Source organism: Bradyrhizobium sp. WSM3983 (assembly GCF_000473045.1).
Taxonomy (GTDB): domain Bacteria; phylum Pseudomonadota; class Alphaproteobacteria; order Rhizobiales; family Xanthobacteraceae; genus Bradyrhizobium.
Genome location: NZ_AXAY01000021.1, coordinates 60,443 through 77,736, shown reverse-complemented (window position 1 = coordinate 77,736; position 17,294 = coordinate 60,443). Strand labels below are relative to the sequence as shown.

Here is a 17,294-nt window from a genome sequence, read left to right as displayed (position 1 = left end):
ACGTTTTGGATACGATGACAAATCCCTGGCGCGCGACGGTGCTGACGCTGTTTCCGGAGATGTTTCCGGGGCCGCTCGGCGTGAGCCTGGCCGGCCGGGCGCTGGCGTCGGGCCTCTGGGAGATCGAGGCGCGGGATATCCGCGCCTCTGCCACGGACCGCCATCGCAGCGTCGACGACACCCCCGCCGGCGGCGGCCCGGGCATGGTGCTGCGGGCCGACGTTCTCGCGGCGGCGATCGATGCCGTGGGGATCAGCCCGGACCGCCCGAAATTGCTGATGAGCCCGCGCGGTCGGCCATTGACCCAGGCCCGCGTCATGGAACTGGCCCAGGGCCCTGGCCCCCTGATCGTCTGCGGGCGGTTCGAGGGAATCGATCAGCGGGTGATCGACGCCCGCGGCCTGGAGGAGGTCTCGATCGGTGACTACGTGCTCTCAGGGGGCGAAATCGCGGCTTTGGCCCTGATCGATGCTTGCGTGCGACTGCTGCCGGGGGTGATGGGCAAGGAGGCCTCGGGAACCGAGGAAAGTTTTTCGGACGGCCTGCTCGAATACCCCCAATACACCCGTCCGCAGCTGTTCGAGGGGGCTCCGATCCCGGACATCCTGACCTCAGGCGACCACGCCAAGGTCGCGGCCTGGCGACGGACGCAATCCGAGGCCCTGACGGCGGCCCGGCGACCCGATTTATGGGCCCAAATCCCGCCCAAATCCCCGAATCGGCCCGGACGCCAAAAAACGCCAAAAAACAAGACGGACGGGTGACAAACGCTCCGGCTTGCCTTATAGGAGCGGCCACATCCGCAATGGCTGGATAAACGAATTTCGCGCAGCCCCCGTTTCCAAGGCTGGGCGCGCCGATGGAGATTTACCCATGAACCTGATCAAGCAGCTCGAGCAAGAGCAATTCGACAAGCTGTCCGCCGGCAAGGACATTCCGGAATTCGGTCCCGGCGACACCGTGATCGTCAACGTGAAGGTGGTCGAAGGCGAGCGCACCCGCGTGCAGGCCTATGAAGGCGTTTGCATCGGCCGTTCCGGCGGTGGCCTCAACGAGAGCTTCACCGTTCGCAAGATCTCCTACGGCGAAGGCGTCGAGCGCGTGTTCCCGGTGATGTCGCCGATGATCGACTCGATCAAGGTGGTGCGTCGCGGCAAGGTGCGTCGCGCCAAGCTCTATTACCTCCGCAATCTCCGCGGCAAGTCGGCCCGTATCGTCGAGAAGACTGAGCACGCCAAGGCCGTCAACGAGTAAGCTCCGCTACCAGACGAGTTTCGAAAAGCGCGGGGCCAAGACCCCGCGCTTTTTTGTTGCGTCAGCCGTGCGCGTCAAAGCCCTCGCGCTTCCAAATCGGCCTGCTATATATTCCTGGAATGTTTCCAGATCTGACCAGCTTCGTAACCCCCCAGCGCATCGTCATCGACGATCGCTCGCGGCTGCCTGGCCGGTTCTTCGGACGCTTCGCGACCTCGGCAACGTCAGAGCTTAGTCCCGCAGCTTAAAGGCTGCGCTGAGGACGATTGCCCCGCGCGAACCCGCGCATTTCGCTGACACACATTGTTCGGAGCTGAAGCTCATGTCCAAGCCGACCACATTGTACGACAAGATCTGGAACGACCATCTGGTGCACGAAGCCGATGACGGCACCTGCCTGCTCTATATCGACCGCCATCTGGTACACGAGGTGACCTCGCCGCAGGCGTTCGAAGGTCTGCGCGCGACCGGCCGCAAGGTCCACGCGCCGGAAAAGACGCTCGCCGTCGTCGATCACAACGTGCCGACCACCGATCGCACCAAGCCAAATCCCGATCCGGAAAGCATCGAGCAGATCAAGGCGCTGGCCGACAACGCCAGGGAATTCGGCATCGAATATTACGACGAGTTCGACAAGCGCCAGGGCATCGTCCACGTCATCGGCCCCGAGCAGGGCTTTACCCTGCCCGGCACCACCATCGTCTGCGGAGACAGCCACACCTCGACGCATGGCGCGTTCGGCGCGCTCGCGCACGGCATCGGCACCTCCGAGGTCGAGCATGTGCTGGCGACGCAAACGCTGATCCAGAAGAAGGCAAAGAACATGCGCGTCACGGTCGACGGCAAATTGCCTGACGGCGTGACGGGCAAGGACATCATCCTGGCCATCATCGGCGAGATCGGCACCGCGGGCGGTACCGGCTACGTGCTGGAATACGCCGGCGATGCGATCAGCGCGCTCAGCATGGAAGGCCGCATGACGGTCTGCAACATGTCGATCGAAGGCGGCGCCCGCGCCGGCCTCGTTGCGCCCGACCAGAAGGCCTACGACTTCCTGCGCGGCCGCCCGAAGGCGCCAAAGGGCGCGGACTGGGATGCGGCGATGCGCTACTGGGAGGGCTTGCGCTCCGACAAGGGCGCGCATTTCGACCACGAGCTGCGTCTCGACGCCGCCAAGCTCCCGCCGATCGTGACCTGGGGCACGAGCCCAGAGGACGTGATCTCGGTGACCGGCATCGTGCCCGATCCCGACAAGATCGCGGACGAGGCCAAGCGTCTCTCCAAGCATCGCGCGCTGAAATATATGGGCCTGACGGCGGGAACGAAGATCACCGACATCAAGCTCGACCGCGTCTTCATCGGCTCCTGCACCAACGGCCGCATCGAAGACTTGCGCGCCGCTGCGAAGATCGCGGAGGGCAAGCAGGTCGCGGGCAGCGTCAACGCCATGGTCGTGCCCGGCTCCGGCATCGTGAAGGAGCAGGCGGAAGCTGAGGGCCTCGACAAGATCTTCATCAAGGCCGGCTTCGAATGGCGCGAGCCCGGCTGCTCGATGTGCCTCGCGATGAATCCGGACAAGCTGGCTCCGGAAGAGCGCTGCGCCTCGACCTCGAACCGCAACTTCGAGGGACGCCAGGGCTTCAAGGGCCGCACCCACCTGGTGTCGCCGGCGATGGCGGCGGCGGCTGCGATCGCTGGTCACTTCGTCGACGTCAGAGAGTGGCGCTGAGCCACTCGCTGCAATTGTAGTGATCGCGGCAAACGGCCGTTAAGCGGATCACCCGCATTCTCGTCCTCGCGACGGTTTCGCGAGGACGCCTCATGGCCAACAAGCCTGAATATGTCGACCTGATCAGCGAGGCGACGCGCCAGCACCGGCGGCGCGTGGCGCCGCTGCGCATCGTCGCCAAGCCCGAGGTCGAGGAGACATCAAGGCTCAGCCGCTGGCCGCCGGCGATGTTTCGGCAGTGGAAACTCGAGAACCTGATGCAGTGGAAATCCACATCCTGGAAGCTGAAGGATTGGCTTTAGGCCATTGGATAAACAAAGGGCGCCGCTGAGGCGCCCTTTCCATTTCAACTGCACTTACCAATAGCGGTACGGATGGTGCCAGCGATGCCAATGGTGCCAGTGGCAGATGCGGCGCGGGCCGTAATAGGTCCAGATGATCCGGCAACGGCGCGGATAGTGGTAGTAGGGATAGTAGCCGCCGTAATAGCGCCGGTGGAAGTGGCGATAGCCGTAATAGGGACGATAGCCCCAGTGGCGGTGATAGCCGCCATATCCGCCGAAGCGATGGAAGCCGCCATAGTGATAACCGCCGCCATGGAAGGCCGGCGCAGCGCGGAAGCCGCCGCCGTGAAAACCACCGCCATGGAAGCCACCGAAATGACCTCCGCCACCGTGGAAGCCGCCGCCATGGAAACCGCCGCCATGTCCTCCACCGCCGCCGCCACCGTGGCGGACCTGGATCATCATGTCATCGCTTGCGGTCTTCGCTGCGGGCAGCGCGGTCGGATTGATCGGCGTCATCGCTTCAGCGCGACGCGCAGTTCCGGCCACCAGCATCAACGTCGCAATGGCCGCAAGCCCGAGCAAGCGCAGCGGGTTTGTCCCGGGACCCAAGATCCTCAGCATGGAATGTCTCCCTGAATGTGGACAGCGTCATTGCGGCGTAGCCATCCCGCCATCGCTGTTCAATTGCAGTCGCTCCCGAGATTAAGCTAGGGACCCTGACTTGAACGCCGCATGAATGAACGACGCTCCTCCCGTCACCAAAACGGCCCGTAGCCGAACACGAAGGGCGCGGGCACGCCATAGGGATAGGGACGGTAATAGACAGGCCGCGCGTAATAGTGCGGATCGGGACGCGGAGAGTACCGCGCGATGTCGTCGTATCGCAGATGGCGTCGCGCATCGAACACGGCGCGTCCTGCAGAGGCATCTGGCAGCCTCGTCACTCTCTGCGCCGCGAAAGCGTGAGGCAGGCCTGCGACGAGCCCGACAACGACGGCCAATGCGATCCATCTCGTCATGACAACCTCCGCCCGAAAATGTGCGCTCGTCGTCGGCGCCGGCCTGATCGGCGCGCTGCGCGGGCACTGAGCTTGTATCAGCCGCGACGCCAGTAGCAGCTCATATGCGGCACGATCACCGTGCCGCTCGGCCGGAATTCCTGCACATAGGTGGCATTGCACTCGCGGACCGCGTCCGGGCCCGGGTTGTAGCGCGGATAGACGCCGTCCGGGGTGTAGTAGGGCGTGACGCGCAGGCGGGTCTGGGGCCGCTTGCGCGGCGGCGGGGCGTCGTCGGGCGAGACCGCCTGGGCCATGCGGACGTTGGTGCCGGCCGTCTGGGCTTCGGCGGGGACGCAAAACTGCGAAAACAACCCCATGCACAGTAGCGTCAGCGCTGTTTTTGCTCGCATTTTATTCGCCCACCTGAACCGTCCCCATCGAAGCCCCAAGCTCCCCGTTTTGGCGGCGCCCGTCAACCTCGCGCGCTGATAAAGCCGGATGCATTGCCGCGGAACCCACGCTAAGAGAGACGCATGTGGACGGACCTGAAGGCGCCCTCGCTGGCCGAGATGGAAGTGACGGCGCACGACATTTTCGACCGCCTGCCGGCGGAATTCCGCGGCCTCTGCGAAGGCCTGATCATCCGCGTCGACGACTTCCCGACCGAGGAGGTCCTGGACGAGATGGAATGCGAGAGCGAGTTCGACCTGCTCGGCCTGTTCCAGGGCGTCGGCCTGCCCCAGCAGAGCTTTGGCGACGTGGCGCGGTTGCCCAACATGGTCTGGCTCTACCGCCGGCCGATCCTGGATTACTGGGCCGAGCACGACGAAAGCCTCGGCCATATCGTCCGCCACGTCCTGATTCACGAGATCGGCCACCATTTCGGCCTCTCGGACGACGATATGGCGGCGATCGAGGCTAAGGCAGAGTAGGGAGCGTCGCCGCAACGGCGGTGCGCTCCCTCCCTCGCGTGCGGGGGAGGGTTGGGGAGAGGGTGTCGCGGCAGTGGGATAATCCCCAAGAGGAGAGAACCCTCACCCGCGCCTTCGGCGCGACCTCTCCCGCAAGCGGGAGAGGTAAGGCAGATCTGCCGAAATCGGCCTAGGATTCGGGCCCCGATCGCGATAAATACGCGTTCCCTAACCACCCCTCGGGAAGCGCAACCATGGACAAGTTCACCACGCTGGAAGGCGTCGCGGCGCCGCTGAAGATCATCAATGTCGACACCGACATGATCATTCCGAAGCAGTACCTCAAGACCATCAAGCGCACCGGCCTTGGCAAGGGGCTCTTCTCCGAGCAGCGCTACATGGACGACGGCAGCGAGAATCCGGATTTCGTCCTCAACCAGCCCGCCTATCGCAATTCGAAGGTGCTGGTCGCCGGCGACAATTTCGGCTGCGGCTCGAGCCGCGAGCATGCGCCCTGGGCGCTGCTTGACTTCGGCATCCGCTGCGTGATCTCGACCTCGTTCGGCGACATCTTCTACAATAACTGTTTCAAGAACGGCATTCTGCCGATCCGCGTCTCCCAGGAAGACCTCGACAAGCTGTTCGACGACGCCGAGCGCGGCGCCAACGCGACGCTGACGATCGACCTGCCGAACCAGGAGATCCGCGGTCCCGATGGCGGCAAGGTCAAGTTCGAGATCGATCCGTTCCGCAAGCACTGCCTGATCAACGGCCTCGACGACATCGGTCTCACGATGGAGAAGAAGGCCTCGATCGACACCTATGAGGAAAAGCTCAAGCACGAACGCGCCTGGGCTTGAGTTCAGATTTTCGTTCGAGCCCCGGCGTCCAAGGCGCCGGGGCTTTTTCTTTGCCTTCGTTATCGCTTATAGCGTTGTCTGATGCTGCCCGAGATCGTCACCTTCTGGCATGGCCCGATGGACGCGCTGCGCCAGACCTGTCTGCGCTCGCAGCTGGCTGCCGGCCACAAGGTCACGGTCTACAGTTTTGACACCATTCCGGGCCTTCCGGCGGGCGTCGGCAATGCGGATGCCGAGGCGATCCTGCCGCACGCGTTCTCCGAACGGCTACGGCCGCCGCAGCCGGATGGAAGCTGGCGCGACTGGACCACGCTGCAGTTCAGCGATTTCTTCCGCATGAAGCTGATGGCCAAGGGCCTCGGCCTCTGGCTCGATGCCGACGTGCTGCTGCTCAAGCCCGCCGAGATCGATCGGGCAAAGCCCTATTTCGCCTGGGAGCGGCCGCGCCAGCTCGGCAATTCCGTGATCTATCTGCCGCCCGAGCACGGCATCGTTGCCGCCTTCGAGGAGCTGATGGAGCAGGAGGAACTGACGCCGAACTGGCTGTCGGTGCGCCATCGCATCACCTTCATGATGCGCCGCCTGCGCGGCGGCTCGAACCGTCTTTCTGATATTCGCGTCGCGATCTTCGGGCCGGCGGCACTAACCGCGCTCGCCCGCCGCACCGGCGAATTGCACAATGCCCTGCCGAAGCAGTCGTTCTACGCCGTGCATGCCGAGCCAAAGCTGTTCTTCGATCCCTCGAGCTATCTCGGCCTCGTCACCGACCCCGACATCATCGGCCTGCACATCTCGCCCAAGGGCCGTGGCGGCGAGAAGCCGATACCCGGCAGCCTTTATGCGTGGGCGGCGGAGCGGTTTGCGTAACTCTCCTCTCGTGTCCCGGACGCGGTGCGGCGCGTAGCGCCGCTCCGCAGAGCCGGGACCCAGTAATGCCACGGCATGGGCCCCGGCTCTGCAGCGCATCACTGCGTGCTGCGCCGCGTCCGGGGCACGAGAGCAATTACCTTCGCTTATCCTTAATTTGATCCAGCGCAACGCGCTCCTGCACCATTGTACCTAGTCTCGCTCCCCATCGCACAGTCCAATGGAGCTTCGCAATGAGCACCGCAAGCAGGCCTTATCCCATCGTCCAGGACCTCATCGAGTCCTTCGCGAATTGGCTGAAGCACCGCCGCGAGCTGAGCGAATTGCGGCAGCTCGATCGCTCCGATTTCGACCGGATCGCGAACGATCTCAGGATCGCCCCGGACGATCTGGAAGAACTGGTCCGCCACGGCCGGCACGCGGCCGACGAACTGCCGCAAATGCTCGACCGGCTCGGCATCGACAGCGGCCTCCTGCAGCGCGCACAACCGCTGCTACTGCGCGACATGGAGCGGGTCTGCTCGTTGTGCCAGCAGAAGGCACGCTGCAATCTCGAGCTCGTCACCGGCGCGGCCGCTGAAAACTACCCGGGCTATTGCGGCAACGCCGCGACGCTGGAATCGCTCGACCGCGCCGAAATCGCGCCGCACTGAGGCTCTGACCCAGATATCCTGAATGGCGTTGTAGCCGGGTGCTGGATAGGTATGGTGGTGAGCATTTTGGCCCCGAGCGATACCGAGTGACCAACTCAGCGGAGAACGGGACGAAGAAGCGGCGGTGGTTTTTCCGTTTGGCAATCTTGCTGCTCGCGTATCTGGCGCTAGCGTACTTCCTTGTGCCCATGCTGTGGATCCACCACGAGCACGAAGCCGGACTTGCTTCGTTGCCGATGCTCACCAGGACATCGGACGATATCCCTGGTGACCCCCTCAACGTTGGAATCGTCGGTAACGACGAAGACATTGTCCGCGCCATGAATGCGGCCGGATGGTTTGCGGCCGATGCCGTGACCCTGCGTTCGAGTGTCGAGATCGTCGGGAGCGTGGTGCTGGATCGCCCCTATCACAACGCTCCCGTCAGCCCGCTCTACTATCTGGGAAAGAAGGAGCAATACGCTTTCGAGAAGCCCGCAGGGCGCAGTGCGGATCGACGGAATCACGTTCGGTTCTGGAAGGCTCTCGAGAAAGGCGACGACGGTCGTCCGGTCTGGCTCGGCTCGGCAACCTTCGACCGGGGTGTCGGACTGAGCCACGACACAGGACAAGTCACCCATCATATCGATGCCAACATCGATGCCGAGCGGGATCTCGTGATGACCGACCTGCGCAAGGCAAACGTCGTCAGCAAATTCTTTCAGATCTCGGGCATAGGCCCGACGCTGTTCGGCCGAAATGGTGGTGGCGACCCCTACTACACCGACGGCGAGATCCATGTTGCCGTCCTGGTGCCAGGAGCGGCAAATGGACCTGCCGATCCGCCGACCATCCCACCGCCTTCTCTCATCGCCCTGAAAGATGCCGTGTGGCGTGGCATTGCCACACAAGCTCCAAGCGGGCCCTAACCCTTCCCCATCGCTGCGATCGCATCCGCGATCTCGATCGTGCGCTTCGCCATGTCGGCGTGCAGGCGTTCTACCATTACGCCATCGAGCCGGATCGCACCGCGCGAGACGTTCTCCGGCAGATCGAATGCGGCGATCACCTCGTGGGCACCTCGCCGAGCGGCAAAGATCGTGAATAGTATGATTTATGGAAGATCCTGTTTGCGCGGCGAGGACGCTGCTGAGGTCTCCGCAATTATCCGTGCTTGATCGCGACGCATTGCTCTGTTTGGATAGTTGCCGTTCGGCCGTTCGTATTTCGGATAATCATGGCAAATGAAATAGATGGATACCGTGGTTCATCGGGTGCTCGTTCACAAGAAAGCATCGTGACCGCGCACCGCGCTGGCATCGGGAATCGGCTACTGGCGGCGTTGCCGCCGGCGGATCTCGGCTTGCTCACGCCCTACTTCCAGAAGGTCGCGTTCGAGCCCGATGCCGTCCTGGTGCGGTCGGGCGATGAGCTCGACCCGGTTTATTTTCCCCATAGCGGCGCAATCGCCTTCATGCTCGATATGCCCGACGGGCAAACGGTCGCAACCACCTTGATGGGGCGGGAAGGCGCTTTGGCCTCGTTTTCCGTGCTCGGCCCGTCGCTTTCTTCCGTGACCGCGATTGCTCGCATGGCCGGCACAGCATCGCTGATTTCCGCCGCCAAATTTCGGGCTGCCTATGCGCAAAGCGCAGCCATCAGGAATGTCGTGCAGGTTCACGCCCGCGCGGTGTTGTTGCAGCTCCAGCACGTAGCCGCCTGCAACGCGCTGCACCGGGTGGATGGCCGCATGGCGCGGTGGCTCCTGCAGCTTCACGACCGCGTTCCCGACAACCTGCTTCCGGTGACCCACGAGGCGCTTGCGCAATTGCTTGGGGTGCGACGGACAACCGTGACTCTGACGATGGGCAAGCTACGCGAGGCCGGCGCCGTCCCGTCCGACCGGCGCGGGTTTGTAGAGATCGATCGAGCCCGGCTCGAGAAGGTCGCGTGCGATTGTTATGCGCTCATGCAGCGCAAGATCGATCGGATGTATTGCCAGGAATTGGCGGCGCCGCAGCCTGGCCATGCGCCATTCCGGGAAAGCGCCATCGTCGCGTCCGACGGAGCGGGTGGTGAATCCAGAGCCGTTTTTCGGGCGGGAAAATAGAGAGCAAAGCCTGAAATCGCGGTGACGGTGCTGGACTGCACTCGATCGACGGAATGACCTTACAGCCGTTGCGATCTTGGCGCAGAAAAGCGGCTATCGCTCTCTCGAGTTGATGCCTCAGCCCCTGCTCATCGCCGCAATCGCATCCGCGATCTCGATCGTGCGCCTTGCCATGTCGGCGTGGAGGCGCTCCACCATCGCGCCATCAAGGCGGATCGCGCCGCGGGAGACGTTTTCCGGCAGCTCGAACGCGGCGATGATTTTTCGCGCGCGCGCGACCTCTTCCTCGGGCGGCGTGAAGATCGCGTTGCAGGCGTCGATCTGCGACGGATGGATCAGCGTCTTGCCGTCGAAGCCGAGATCGCGACCCTGCGCGCATTCGGTGGCGAAGCCGTCGGAATTGTTGATGTCGCTGTAGGGGCCGTCGAGGATTTCGAGGCCGGCGGCGCGCGTCGCCAGGATGCAATGGGTGATCATCGGGATCATCGCGGCACGGCCGGGCATCATCTTGATCCGCGTCTCGCGCGAGATGTCATTTGGGCCGAACACGAAACCAGAGAGGCGCGTCTTCGGATCGCGGCCGGCCGTTGCGAGCTCCTCGGCATGCAGCACCGCACGCGCGGTCTCGATCATGGCCCAGACTTTCACGGTCGGCGCGGCGCCGAGTTCGGCGAGGTGGTGGCCAATGGTCTGGAGATCCTCGATGCTTGACACTTTCGGAACCAGGATGCCGTCGGGCGACGCCCTGGCAGCCATCGCCACGTCATCGGCCCACCATTGCGTGTCGAGCGCGTTGGTCCGGATCAGGATCTCGCGCTTGCCGAACCCTTTGGCCGCGATCGCGGCAGCGATGCCGTCACGCGCCACCGCCTTGGCGTCGGGGGCGACGGAATCTTCGAGGTCCAGAATCAGGCCGTCGGCGGCGAGATTGCGTGCCTTTTCCAGCGCGCGGGGGTTGGAGCCGGGCATGAACAGATGGCTGCGGCGCGGGCGGGTCATGCTGGCGTTCCTTCCGGTTTGCTCGGGCGAGCGATAGCACTTGGCCTGCCTATTCGAAAGGCTTGTTCGTCTCTGCGGTATATGATTAGGCATAGGCCATGATCACATTCCCGAAGCATTTGCTGGAAGGTTACAACGCCTTCGCCACTCAGCGGTTGCCGGCCGAGCAGAACCGCTATCGCGAGCTGTCGGTGAAGGGACAGTTCCCGGAAGTGATGGTGATCGGCTGCTGCGATAGCCGTGTCGCGCCGGAAACCATTTTTGACGTCGGCCCGGGCGAATTGTTCGTGGTCCGCAACATCGCCAATCTGGTGCCGGTGTATCAGCCCGATGGCAACGCGCACGGCGTTTCGGCCGCGCTGGAATATGCCGTGACGGTGCTGAACGTGAAGCACATCGTGGTGCTCGGTCACGCGCAATGCGGCGGCATCCGTGCCTTCGTCGACAAGATCGAGCCGCTGACGCCCGGCGACTTCATCGGCAAATGGATGCAGATGTTCATCAAGCCGGGCGAAGTGGTCGAACAGCGCAACCACGAGACCATGGCGCAATTCGTCGAGCGCATCGAGAAGGCCGCGGTGTTTCGCAGCCTGGAAAACCTGATGACGTTTCCGTTCGTGCGCAAGGCAGTCGAGAGCGGCCAGATGCAACTGCACGGCGCCTATTTCGGCGTCGCGGAGGGAACGCTGTTCGTGCTGGACCAGGCGGGCAAGGAATTCAAGAGCGCGCGGAGCGTGGTGTAGTTCGCCGCTCTTGTAGGGTGGGCAAAGCGAAGCGTGCCCACCACTTCTAAACCAATCGCAGCAGGATGGTGGGCACGGCGCTTCGCGCCTTTGCCCACCCTACGGCAGCGCGGCTTACGCCGCCTTCTTCTTCGCGGCTATCAGCTTGCGGTTGATCAGCACTTCCGCGATCTGGATCGCGTTGAGCGCGGCACCCTTGCGCAGATTGTCCGACACGCACCACAGCACGAGACCGTTCTCCACCGTCGCATCCTCGCGGATGCGGCTGATGTAGGTCGCATCCTCGCCGGCCGCTTCATACGGCGTGGCGTAGCCGCCGGGCTCGTGCTTGTCGATGACGAGGCAACCCGGCGCCTTGCGCAGGATGTCGCGCGCTTCGTCCGCACTGATCGGATCCTCGAACTCGATGTTGACGGCCTCGGAATGGCCGACGAACACCGGCACGCGCACGCAGGTCGCGGAGAGCTTGATCTTGGGATCAAGAATCTTCTTGGTCTCCGCCATCATCTTCCACTCTTCCTTGGTGTAGCCGTCCTCCATGAAGACATCGATCTGGGGGATGACGTTGAAGGCGATGCGCGTCGGGAATTTCTTGTTGACCAGCTCCTGGTTGGTGTAGACGGCCTTGGTCTGCGAGAACAATTCGTCCATCGCATCCTTGCCGGCGCCCGACACCGACTGATAGGTCGAAACCACGACGCGCTTGATCTTCGCCTTGTCATGCAGCGGCTTCAGCGCGACCACGAGCTGCGCGGTCGAGCAGTTCGGGTTGGCGATAATGTTCTTCTTCTTGAAGCCCGCCGCTGCGTCGGCGTTCACCTCAGGCACGATCAGCGGGACGTCCGGATCCATGCGCCAGGCGGAAGAATTGTCGATCACGACCGTGCCGGCGGCACCGATCTTCGGCGACCATTCCTTCGACGCCTCGCCGCCCGCCGACATCAGGCAGATATCGACGTCGGAGAAATCGTAATGCTCGAGCGCTTTGACTTTCAAAGTGCGGTCGCCATAGGAGACCTCGACGCCGACACTGCGGCGTGACGCCAGGGCCACGACCTCATCCGCCGGGAATTTGCGCTCATCCAGAATGTTGAGCATTTCCCGTCCGACATTGCCGGTCGCGCCGACGACTGCGACTTTGTAACCCATCGTTCACTCTCCGATGAAAAAGCCCGTTCCTGAAGCTGACGCTTAAACAGGAAGAGCAGCGCTTCTATGCGAGAACCGGCCTCAAGACAACGTTGGACCATGCCTGAAGGCCGTGGATGCAGTCGCCTGAGGCCAGCACGGCCGCAACCCCCACCCAGATCCATCTGGCGCTCGCCAATTTCGCCGACGAGGTCGTCGGCACGCTGGCGCACCTGTTCGCCTATGTGGGGGCGCTCGCGCTGTTTGCCATCCTTGCGCTTGCTGGGCTCGGCCAGCTGCCGGATTTGCGCGACGACGAGCCCGCTTCGAGGCCGGGCTGGGCTGTCGCGGACCGGTCGCATCCGGCCTTTACGCTCAATCGGCTTGATTCATCAGAAAAAACAGTCTCTTACACTATCCTGCGGCATCCCGAAGGTGGCCGGCGCGACGTGATGCGCTGGACCGGCGACGCCGACAAGCCTGTGGCCGAGCTCGAGATCTACCGGGAAGGCAGCGAATTCGACGTGACCCGTCCGGCGACCGCTGGCCTCGCTATCCAGATGGGCCTGGGTGCAGCCACCGCACTCGAGCAGGCCGGCCTTATCGATACCAAATTCGGCCCCGTCGCCCTGTTCCGGCCGACCGGCACGGCGGACGGGACACCGGCGTGCCTGGGTTATCTCAAGCGCAACGAGGAGCCGGCGCTGCAGATCTCCGGCTTCTCTTGCCAGGGCGATACAATGCCGGCCCGGCGCGCGGCGATCGCCTGCACGCTGAACCGGCTGACGTTGCTCACCTCGGGTAACGAGCCGAAGCTCGCGGAATTGTTCGCCCATGCAGAGCTGAAGCGCCGCTCCTGCGACGCCGGAGCCGCGGCGGACTGGCTGCTGGGCGCCGCGAACGCGCAATTGCGCGGCGCGCTTTGACCGGCATCAAGCTCAAGTAGCTGGTATTCATGCAGCTTTTGCCGGCGCGCACGATTATTCCGGCGCGGTGTGACTGAATTGACCTAGTTGCACCCACCCCGGCCGGGCTAGTATGGGGTGAAATCGACTGGCGGCTTGCCGCCTGAAGGGGACGTGATGAGCTCGAATTTCACTTGCGCAAAGAAATTGGCCGCAAACAAACTGGCTGGCTGGCTTGCCGCAGGCGCCGTGGTTGCGATGGCCTTCGCTGCGCCGGCGTCGGCCGACACCAAGACCAAGCAGCGCTATGACGATCGCGGCCGGCCCGTTTACGGCCCGAGCGGCCCCAACGCGGTCTACCAGCAGGGCCGCACCCGTATCTATGTGAGCAAGCGCTCCTGGCTCGACGGCGGCACCGAGGTCAATCCGGGCGACCGCAAGTTTTCCGACTACGCCTTCCCGCCGGCGGTGGGCTATCCGTCCTTCGCCCGCGAAAACCTCAACCGCCCGATCGATCGCCAGCCGCTCGCGACGCCGGCGGATGTCGGCGGCTATCCGCAGAACTTCCCGCTGTACTGAGCGGACGTCACGACCGAATCAAAAGGCCGGGCTCACGCCCGGCCTTTTTGTTGTGTGCGAGATGCTTCCGCTTCACGCGTTGGGCGCCGGGTCGTAGCGCCTGCAAAAGTCTTCGATCGCCTCGGAGCGGAAATCGCTCAGGCGTTCGAAGATCAACTCGTCGGGCCAATCCCACCAGGCGATACGGCGCAGGCTCTCAGCAACAGCATCATCAAAGCGCTTGCGGATGGCGCGCGCGGGAACGCCGCCGACGATGGTGTAGGGCGGCACATCGCGGCTGACGACTGCGCCTGCGGCAATCACCGCACCGTCACCGACGGTCACGCCCGGCAGCAGGATCGCGGCGTGACCGATCCAGACATCATGGCCGACGATGACGCGGTCGCCGCGGCGGTCCGCGAAGAAGTCGCGGTCGCGGCTCGCTGTCGCGTCGTAATACTCAGGGACATAGGTAAACCGATGCTGGGACGGACGGCCCATCGGATGGTTGGGCGCGCCGATCCGCACCGAATTGGCGATGGCGGTGAATTTGCCGATCACGGCATCGGCGACGTCGCAATTCTCGCCGAGATAAGAATAGTCGCCGAGCGAGGCATATTCGATGCGCGTGTGGCTCAGGATCTCGCAGCGCCGCCCGATCTGCGCCTCGCGCTGGCGCACCGTGTCATGGATGATGGTTTCCGCGATCTTGGGGCGATGCGAGGCGTCCATGGAGCGGCTCCCGGATTTCGTGGGCATAGGCGCGAAGCGCCGTGCCCATCATCTCTCTCCAATCGCGATCGAAATGGTGGGCACGCTTCGCTTTGCCCACCCTACGATAGCGGCGCAAGCCTTACGCGTGCAGCTTCTGCAATTCCTTCAGGATCGCTTCGCCCATCTGCGTGGTCGAGGCGGCGGTCGTGCCTTCCGACTTGATGTCGGCGGTGCGCAGACCGCTGGCGAGCACCGCGGCGATCGCGGCGTCGACCTTGTCGGCGAGCGCGCCCATGTCGAAGGAATAGCGCAGCGCCATGCCGAACGATGAGATCATCGCGATAGGATTGGCGAGGCCTTGGCCTGCGATATCAGGCGCCGAACCGTGCACGGGCTCGTACAGCGCCTTGCGCTTCTTGCTCTTGACGTCGACCTCGCCGAGCGAGGCCGAGGGCAGCATGCCGAGCGAACCGGTCAGCATCGCCGCGATGTCGGAGAGCATGTCGCCGAACAGATTGTCGGTGACGATGACGTCGAACTGCTTCGGCGCCTTCACCAGCATCATGCCGCCGGAGTCAGCAAGCTGGTGCTCGAGCGTGACATCAGGGTATTCGCGCTTGTGGACCTGGGTCATGACCTCGTTCCAGAGCACGCCCGACTTCATGACGTTGCGCTTCTCCATCGACGTCACCTTGTTCTTGCGCTTCCTGGCAAGCTCGAAGGCAACGCGGCCGATGCGCTCGATCTCATAGGTGTCGTAGACCTGGGTATCGATGGCGCGCTTCTGGCCGTTGCCGAGATCGGTGATGGTCTTGGGCTCGCCGAAATAGACGCCGCCGGTGAGCTCGCGCACGATGACGATGTCGAGACCTTCGACCGCCTCGCGCTTCAGGCTCGACGCATCGGCCAGCGCCGGGTAGCAGACGGCGGGACGGAGGTTGGCGAACAAAGCGAGATCCTTGCGCAGGCGCAGCAGGCCGGCTTCGGGGCGCACCTCGTAAGGAACCGCATCCCACTTCGGGCCGCCGACCGCGCCGAAGATGATGGCGTCGGCATCCATCGCCTTGGCCATGTCGCCCTCGGAGATCGAGACCTTGTGGGCGTCATAGGCCGAACCGCCGACCAAGCCGGTATCGGTCTCGAATTTGGCGATCCCGGCCGAATTGAGCCAATCGATCAGCCGCTTCACCTCGCCCATCACCTCGGGGCCGATACCGTCGCCGGGGAGCAGCAGCAATTTATGGGTCGCCATGGTCGTTTCCTCTGAGATCGAATTCGGCCGGAGTGCTAGAGCGGCGTTGCGCGCTTGGCAAGACACCATTGCCGCCGCGCGGCTGTGCAAGCCGGGCGGGGCCTGCCACACTGCGCAGGTTGGAGTACCCTTTGCACGCCCCAAACCGCCCACCGCCCGACGCACATCCCGCGCGGCTGATCCTGACCCTGTCGCTGGCCGCGACGGTCGGGCTCGGCATTGGCCGCTTTGCCTATGCGCTGGTGCTGCCTGATATGCGGGAGGATCTCGGCTGGTCCTACTCTGCGGCCGGTTTCATGAACACCATCAACGCCGTCGGCTACCTCGTCGGCGCACTGGTGGCGTCCCGGCTGATCCAGCGCGTCGGCTGGTCGGCAGCGATCCGCGGCGGAACCGTGGCCTGCGTCGCAGCACTTGCGACCTGCGCGCTGACAGGCAATTTCATCGCACTGAGCCTGGCGCGCCTCGTGCTGGGCCTGGGGGCCGCGGCCGGCTTCGTCGCCGGCGGCGCGCTGGCTGCGAGCATCGCGCAATCGCGCCCCGCGCGGGCCAATTTCCTGCTCAGCCTGTTCTACGCCGGCCCGGGTGTCGGCATTCTCTCCTCAGGCCTGATCGCACCGTTCACGCTGCAGCATTTCGGGCCCGGCTCGTGGTGGATCGTGTGGTGGGCGATGACACTGCTGTCGGCCGCGATGACGGTGCCGCTGTTTTTGGTGCGCATCGAGAGCGGCGCGCGTTTTTCAGAAGGTAGCCACGACGCCTTCGCGATCCGTCCCGTGCTGATCTATCTCGCCGCCTACTTCCTGTTTGGCGCCGGCTACATCGCCTACATGACCTTCATGATCGCCTATGTCCGCGACGGCGGTGGCGGGGCGGCGGCGCAAGCGGGATTCTGGGGCTTGATCGGCATGAGTGCGTTCGTGACGCCCTGGGCCTGGCGTCGCGTGCTCGCGCTCGACCGCGGCGGTCTCGCCACCGCGATCATCCTCGGCACCAACGCGATCGGCGCCGGCCTGCCGATGCTCGGACATTCGACCGCGTGGCTTGCGACCTCCGCGGTGGTGTTCGGCGTCGCCTTCTTCGCCGTCGTCGGCTCGACCACCGCCTTCGTGCGCTTCAACTATCCGCCCGAAATGTGGCCGCGTGCGATCGCCGCGATGACGATCTCGTTCGGCGTGGGGCAGACGCTCGGGCCGATCGTGGTCGGCGCCATCACCGATGCGCTAGGGAGTCTGAGTTACGCGCTGAATGTTTCGGCGGCGTTGTTAGCGCTGGGAGCGGTGGCGGCGTTGTGCCAGCGGAAGGCCGGGCCGAAGAACTCGGTGCCGTAGGGTGGGCAAAGGC

21 protein-coding genes and 1 pseudogene are annotated in these 17,294 nt (G+C 63.9%); 14 read left to right on the top strand and 8 right to left on the bottom strand.

Going from position 1 to position 17,294, the window contains the following annotated elements; genetic code table 11:
- The first annotated feature begins 14 nt into the window (after positions 1-14).
- From trmD to YUA_RS0125740, 4 genes are all read left to right on the top strand, one after another.
- Complete coding sequence (trmD, locus tag YUA_RS0125755; RefSeq protein ID WP_027533288.1) at positions 15-764, top strand: tRNA (guanosine(37)-N1)-methyltransferase TrmD; 750 nt, start codon at positions 15-17, stop codon at positions 762-764.
- 109 nt (positions 765-873) lie between these two features.
- Positions 874-1,254 (top strand): 50S ribosomal protein L19, encoded by a 381-nt coding sequence (gene rplS, locus YUA_RS0125750; RefSeq protein WP_027533287.1) that lies wholly within the window; start codon positions 874-876, stop codon positions 1,252-1,254.
- Positions 1,255-1,576: 322 nt separating this feature from the next.
- Positions 1,577-2,983: a 3-isopropylmalate dehydratase large subunit gene (gene leuC, locus YUA_RS0125745; RefSeq protein ID WP_027533286.1), complete on the top strand. Its 1,407-nt coding sequence runs from the start codon at positions 1,577-1,579 to the stop codon at positions 2,981-2,983.
- A 92-nt stretch (positions 2,984-3,075) separates the two neighbouring features.
- Entirely contained in the window at positions 3,076-3,285 is a 210-nt protein-coding gene (locus YUA_RS0125740; protein ID WP_027533285.1) for a hypothetical protein, read from the top strand.
- A 54-nt stretch (positions 3,286-3,339) separates the two neighbouring features.
- On the opposite strand, the gene YUA_RS44995 is transcribed toward YUA_RS0125740, so the two are convergent.
- The 3 genes from YUA_RS44995 to YUA_RS0125725 all read right to left on the bottom strand — a co-directional run bounded on the left by YUA_RS44995 (position 3,340) and on the right by YUA_RS0125725 (position 4,648).
- A complete protein-coding gene (locus tag YUA_RS44995; protein ID WP_035971881.1) occupies positions 3,340-3,891 on the bottom strand; it encodes a hypothetical protein in 552 nt (183 codons plus the stop codon).
- Positions 3,892-4,025: 134 nt separating this feature from the next.
- On the bottom strand, positions 4,026-4,289 hold the full coding sequence (locus tag YUA_RS0125730; protein ID WP_027533284.1) for a hypothetical protein: 264 nt from the start codon (positions 4,287-4,289) through the stop codon (positions 4,026-4,028).
- 77 nt (positions 4,290-4,366) lie between these two features.
- Positions 4,367-4,648 carry a hypothetical protein gene (locus tag YUA_RS0125725; RefSeq protein ID WP_027533283.1) on the bottom strand — a complete coding sequence of 94 codons (282 nt, stop codon included), beginning with the start codon at positions 4,646-4,648 and terminating at the stop codon, positions 4,367-4,369.
- 156 nt (positions 4,649-4,804) lie between these two features.
- On the opposite strand from YUA_RS0125725, the gene YUA_RS0125720 reads away from it, so the two are divergent.
- The 5 genes from YUA_RS0125720 (at position 4,805) to YUA_RS0125700 (ending at position 8,470) form a co-directional block, all read left to right on the top strand.
- Entirely contained in the window at positions 4,805-5,203 is a 399-nt protein-coding gene (locus YUA_RS0125720) for a metallopeptidase family protein (RefSeq protein ID WP_027533282.1), read from the top strand.
- 233 nt (positions 5,204-5,436) lie between these two features.
- The gene (leuD, locus tag YUA_RS0125715) at positions 5,437-6,042 is read left to right on the top strand and encodes a 3-isopropylmalate dehydratase small subunit (protein ID WP_027533281.1); all 606 of its coding nucleotides are present in this window, start codon (positions 5,437-5,439) and stop codon (positions 6,040-6,042) included.
- A gap of 81 nt (positions 6,043-6,123) precedes the next feature.
- Positions 6,124-6,909, top strand: a complete 786-nt coding sequence (locus YUA_RS0125710; protein ID WP_027533280.1) for a hypothetical protein — start codon at positions 6,124-6,126, stop codon at positions 6,907-6,909.
- Between the two features lie 233 nt (positions 6,910-7,142).
- Positions 7,143-7,562, top strand: coding sequence for a DUF6455 family protein (locus tag YUA_RS0125705; RefSeq protein ID WP_027533279.1), 420 nt, complete (start codon positions 7,143-7,145; stop codon positions 7,560-7,562).
- Between the two features lie 86 nt (positions 7,563-7,648).
- Positions 7,649-8,470 (top strand): LssY C-terminal domain-containing protein, encoded by an 822-nt coding sequence (locus YUA_RS0125700; RefSeq protein WP_027533278.1) that lies wholly within the window; start codon positions 7,649-7,651, stop codon positions 8,468-8,470.
- On the opposite strand, the pseudogene YUA_RS50225 reads toward YUA_RS0125700, so the two are convergent.
- A pseudogene (locus YUA_RS50225) lies at positions 8,467-8,619 on the bottom strand (CoA ester lyase); the annotation flags it as partial. The gene YUA_RS0125700 and the pseudogene YUA_RS50225 sit on opposite strands and share 4 nt — an antisense overlap.
- Before the next feature lie 219 nt (positions 8,620-8,838).
- Here YUA_RS50225 and YUA_RS0125690 point away from each other — a divergent pair.
- Entirely contained in the window at positions 8,839-9,651 is an 813-nt protein-coding gene (locus tag YUA_RS0125690; RefSeq protein ID WP_027533277.1) for a Crp/Fnr family transcriptional regulator, read from the top strand.
- A 117-nt stretch (positions 9,652-9,768) separates the two neighbouring features.
- Here the strand turns inward: YUA_RS0125690 and YUA_RS0125685 are convergent, their stop codons facing one another.
- Positions 9,769-10,650: a CoA ester lyase gene (locus YUA_RS0125685; RefSeq protein WP_027533276.1), complete on the bottom strand. Its 882-nt coding sequence runs from the start codon at positions 10,648-10,650 to the stop codon at positions 9,769-9,771.
- Between the two features lie 98 nt (positions 10,651-10,748).
- Here YUA_RS0125685 and YUA_RS0125680 point away from each other — a divergent pair, with 98 nt between their 5' ends.
- Positions 10,749-11,393 (top strand): carbonic anhydrase, encoded by a 645-nt coding sequence (locus YUA_RS0125680; RefSeq protein ID WP_027533275.1) that lies wholly within the window; start codon positions 10,749-10,751, stop codon positions 11,391-11,393.
- Positions 11,394-11,507: 114 nt separating this feature from the next.
- On the opposite strand, the gene YUA_RS0125675 is transcribed toward YUA_RS0125680, so the two are convergent.
- Positions 11,508-12,542, bottom strand: a complete 1,035-nt coding sequence (locus YUA_RS0125675; RefSeq protein WP_027533274.1) for an aspartate-semialdehyde dehydrogenase — start codon at positions 12,540-12,542, stop codon at positions 11,508-11,510.
- Positions 12,543-12,658: 116 nt separating this feature from the next.
- Here YUA_RS0125675 and YUA_RS0125670 point away from each other — a divergent pair, with 116 nt between their 5' ends.
- The gene (locus YUA_RS0125670; protein WP_027533273.1) at positions 12,659-13,447 is read left to right on the top strand and encodes a hypothetical protein; all 789 of its coding nucleotides are present in this window, start codon (positions 12,659-12,661) and stop codon (positions 13,445-13,447) included.
- Positions 13,448-13,603: 156 nt separating this feature from the next.
- Positions 13,604-14,005, top strand: coding sequence for a hypothetical protein (locus YUA_RS0125665; protein WP_027533272.1), 402 nt, complete (start codon positions 13,604-13,606; stop codon positions 14,003-14,005).
- 72 nt (positions 14,006-14,077) lie between these two features.
- Here the strand turns inward: YUA_RS0125665 and YUA_RS0125660 are convergent, their stop codons facing one another.
- Together YUA_RS0125660 and leuB are read right to left on the bottom strand one after the other, a co-directional pair.
- A complete protein-coding gene (locus YUA_RS0125660) occupies positions 14,078-14,716 on the bottom strand; it encodes a DapH/DapD/GlmU-related protein (RefSeq protein ID WP_027533271.1) in 639 nt (212 codons plus the stop codon).
- Positions 14,717-14,837: 121 nt separating this feature from the next.
- The gene (gene leuB, locus YUA_RS0125655) at positions 14,838-15,950 is read right to left on the bottom strand and encodes a 3-isopropylmalate dehydrogenase (RefSeq protein ID WP_027533270.1); all 1,113 of its coding nucleotides are present in this window, start codon (positions 15,948-15,950) and stop codon (positions 14,838-14,840) included.
- A gap of 131 nt (positions 15,951-16,081) precedes the next feature.
- Between leuB and YUA_RS0125650 the strand changes: the two genes are divergently transcribed.
- Positions 16,082-17,281, top strand: a complete 1,200-nt coding sequence (locus tag YUA_RS0125650; protein ID WP_027533269.1) for a YbfB/YjiJ family MFS transporter — start codon at positions 16,082-16,084, stop codon at positions 17,279-17,281.
- The last annotated feature ends 13 nt before the right edge of the window (positions 17,282-17,294 follow it).

Bases quoted from the DNA above. Each gene is read 5' to 3' on its own strand.
- leuD (WP_027533281.1), top strand. From the start codon at position 5,437: ATGGACAAGTTCACCACGCTGGAAGGCGTCGCGGCGCCGCTGAAGATC.
- YUA_RS0125685 (WP_027533276.1), bottom strand. From the start codon at position 10,650: ATGACCCGCCCGCGCCGCAGCCATCTGTTCATGCCCGGCTCCAACCCC.
- YUA_RS0125665 (WP_027533272.1), top strand. From the start codon at position 13,604: ATGAGCTCGAATTTCACTTGCGCAAAGAAATTGGCCGCAAACAAACTG.
- rplS (WP_027533287.1), top strand. From the start codon at position 874: ATGAACCTGATCAAGCAGCTCGAGCAAGAGCAATTCGACAAGCTGTCC.
- leuC (WP_027533286.1), top strand. From the start codon at position 1,577: ATGTCCAAGCCGACCACATTGTACGACAAGATCTGGAACGACCATCTG.
- YUA_RS0125675 (WP_027533274.1), bottom strand. From the start codon at position 12,542: ATGGGTTACAAAGTCGCAGTCGTCGGCGCGACCGGCAATGTCGGACGG.
- YUA_RS0125670 (WP_027533273.1), top strand. From the start codon at position 12,659: ATGCAGTCGCCTGAGGCCAGCACGGCCGCAACCCCCACCCAGATCCAT.
- YUA_RS44995 (WP_035971881.1), bottom strand. From the start codon at position 3,891: ATGCTGAGGATCTTGGGTCCCGGGACAAACCCGCTGCGCTTGCTCGGG.
- YUA_RS0125730 (WP_027533284.1), bottom strand. From the start codon at position 4,289: ATGACGAGATGGATCGCATTGGCCGTCGTTGTCGGGCTCGTCGCAGGC.
- YUA_RS0125740 (WP_027533285.1), top strand. From the start codon at position 3,076: ATGGCCAACAAGCCTGAATATGTCGACCTGATCAGCGAGGCGACGCGC.
- YUA_RS0125680 (WP_027533275.1), top strand. From the start codon at position 10,749: ATGATCACATTCCCGAAGCATTTGCTGGAAGGTTACAACGCCTTCGCC.
- YUA_RS0125710 (WP_027533280.1), top strand. From the start codon at position 6,124: ATGCTGCCCGAGATCGTCACCTTCTGGCATGGCCCGATGGACGCGCTG.
- leuB (WP_027533270.1), bottom strand. From the start codon at position 15,950: ATGGCGACCCATAAATTGCTGCTGCTCCCCGGCGACGGTATCGGCCCC.
- YUA_RS0125725 (WP_027533283.1), bottom strand. From the start codon at position 4,648: ATGGGGTTGTTTTCGCAGTTTTGCGTCCCCGCCGAAGCCCAGACGGCC.
- YUA_RS0125660 (WP_027533271.1), bottom strand. From the start codon at position 14,716: ATGGACGCCTCGCATCGCCCCAAGATCGCGGAAACCATCATCCATGAC.
- YUA_RS0125705 (WP_027533279.1), top strand. From the start codon at position 7,143: ATGAGCACCGCAAGCAGGCCTTATCCCATCGTCCAGGACCTCATCGAG.
- YUA_RS0125720 (WP_027533282.1), top strand. From the start codon at position 4,805: ATGTGGACGGACCTGAAGGCGCCCTCGCTGGCCGAGATGGAAGTGACG.
- trmD (WP_027533288.1), top strand. From the start codon at position 15: ATGACAAATCCCTGGCGCGCGACGGTGCTGACGCTGTTTCCGGAGATG.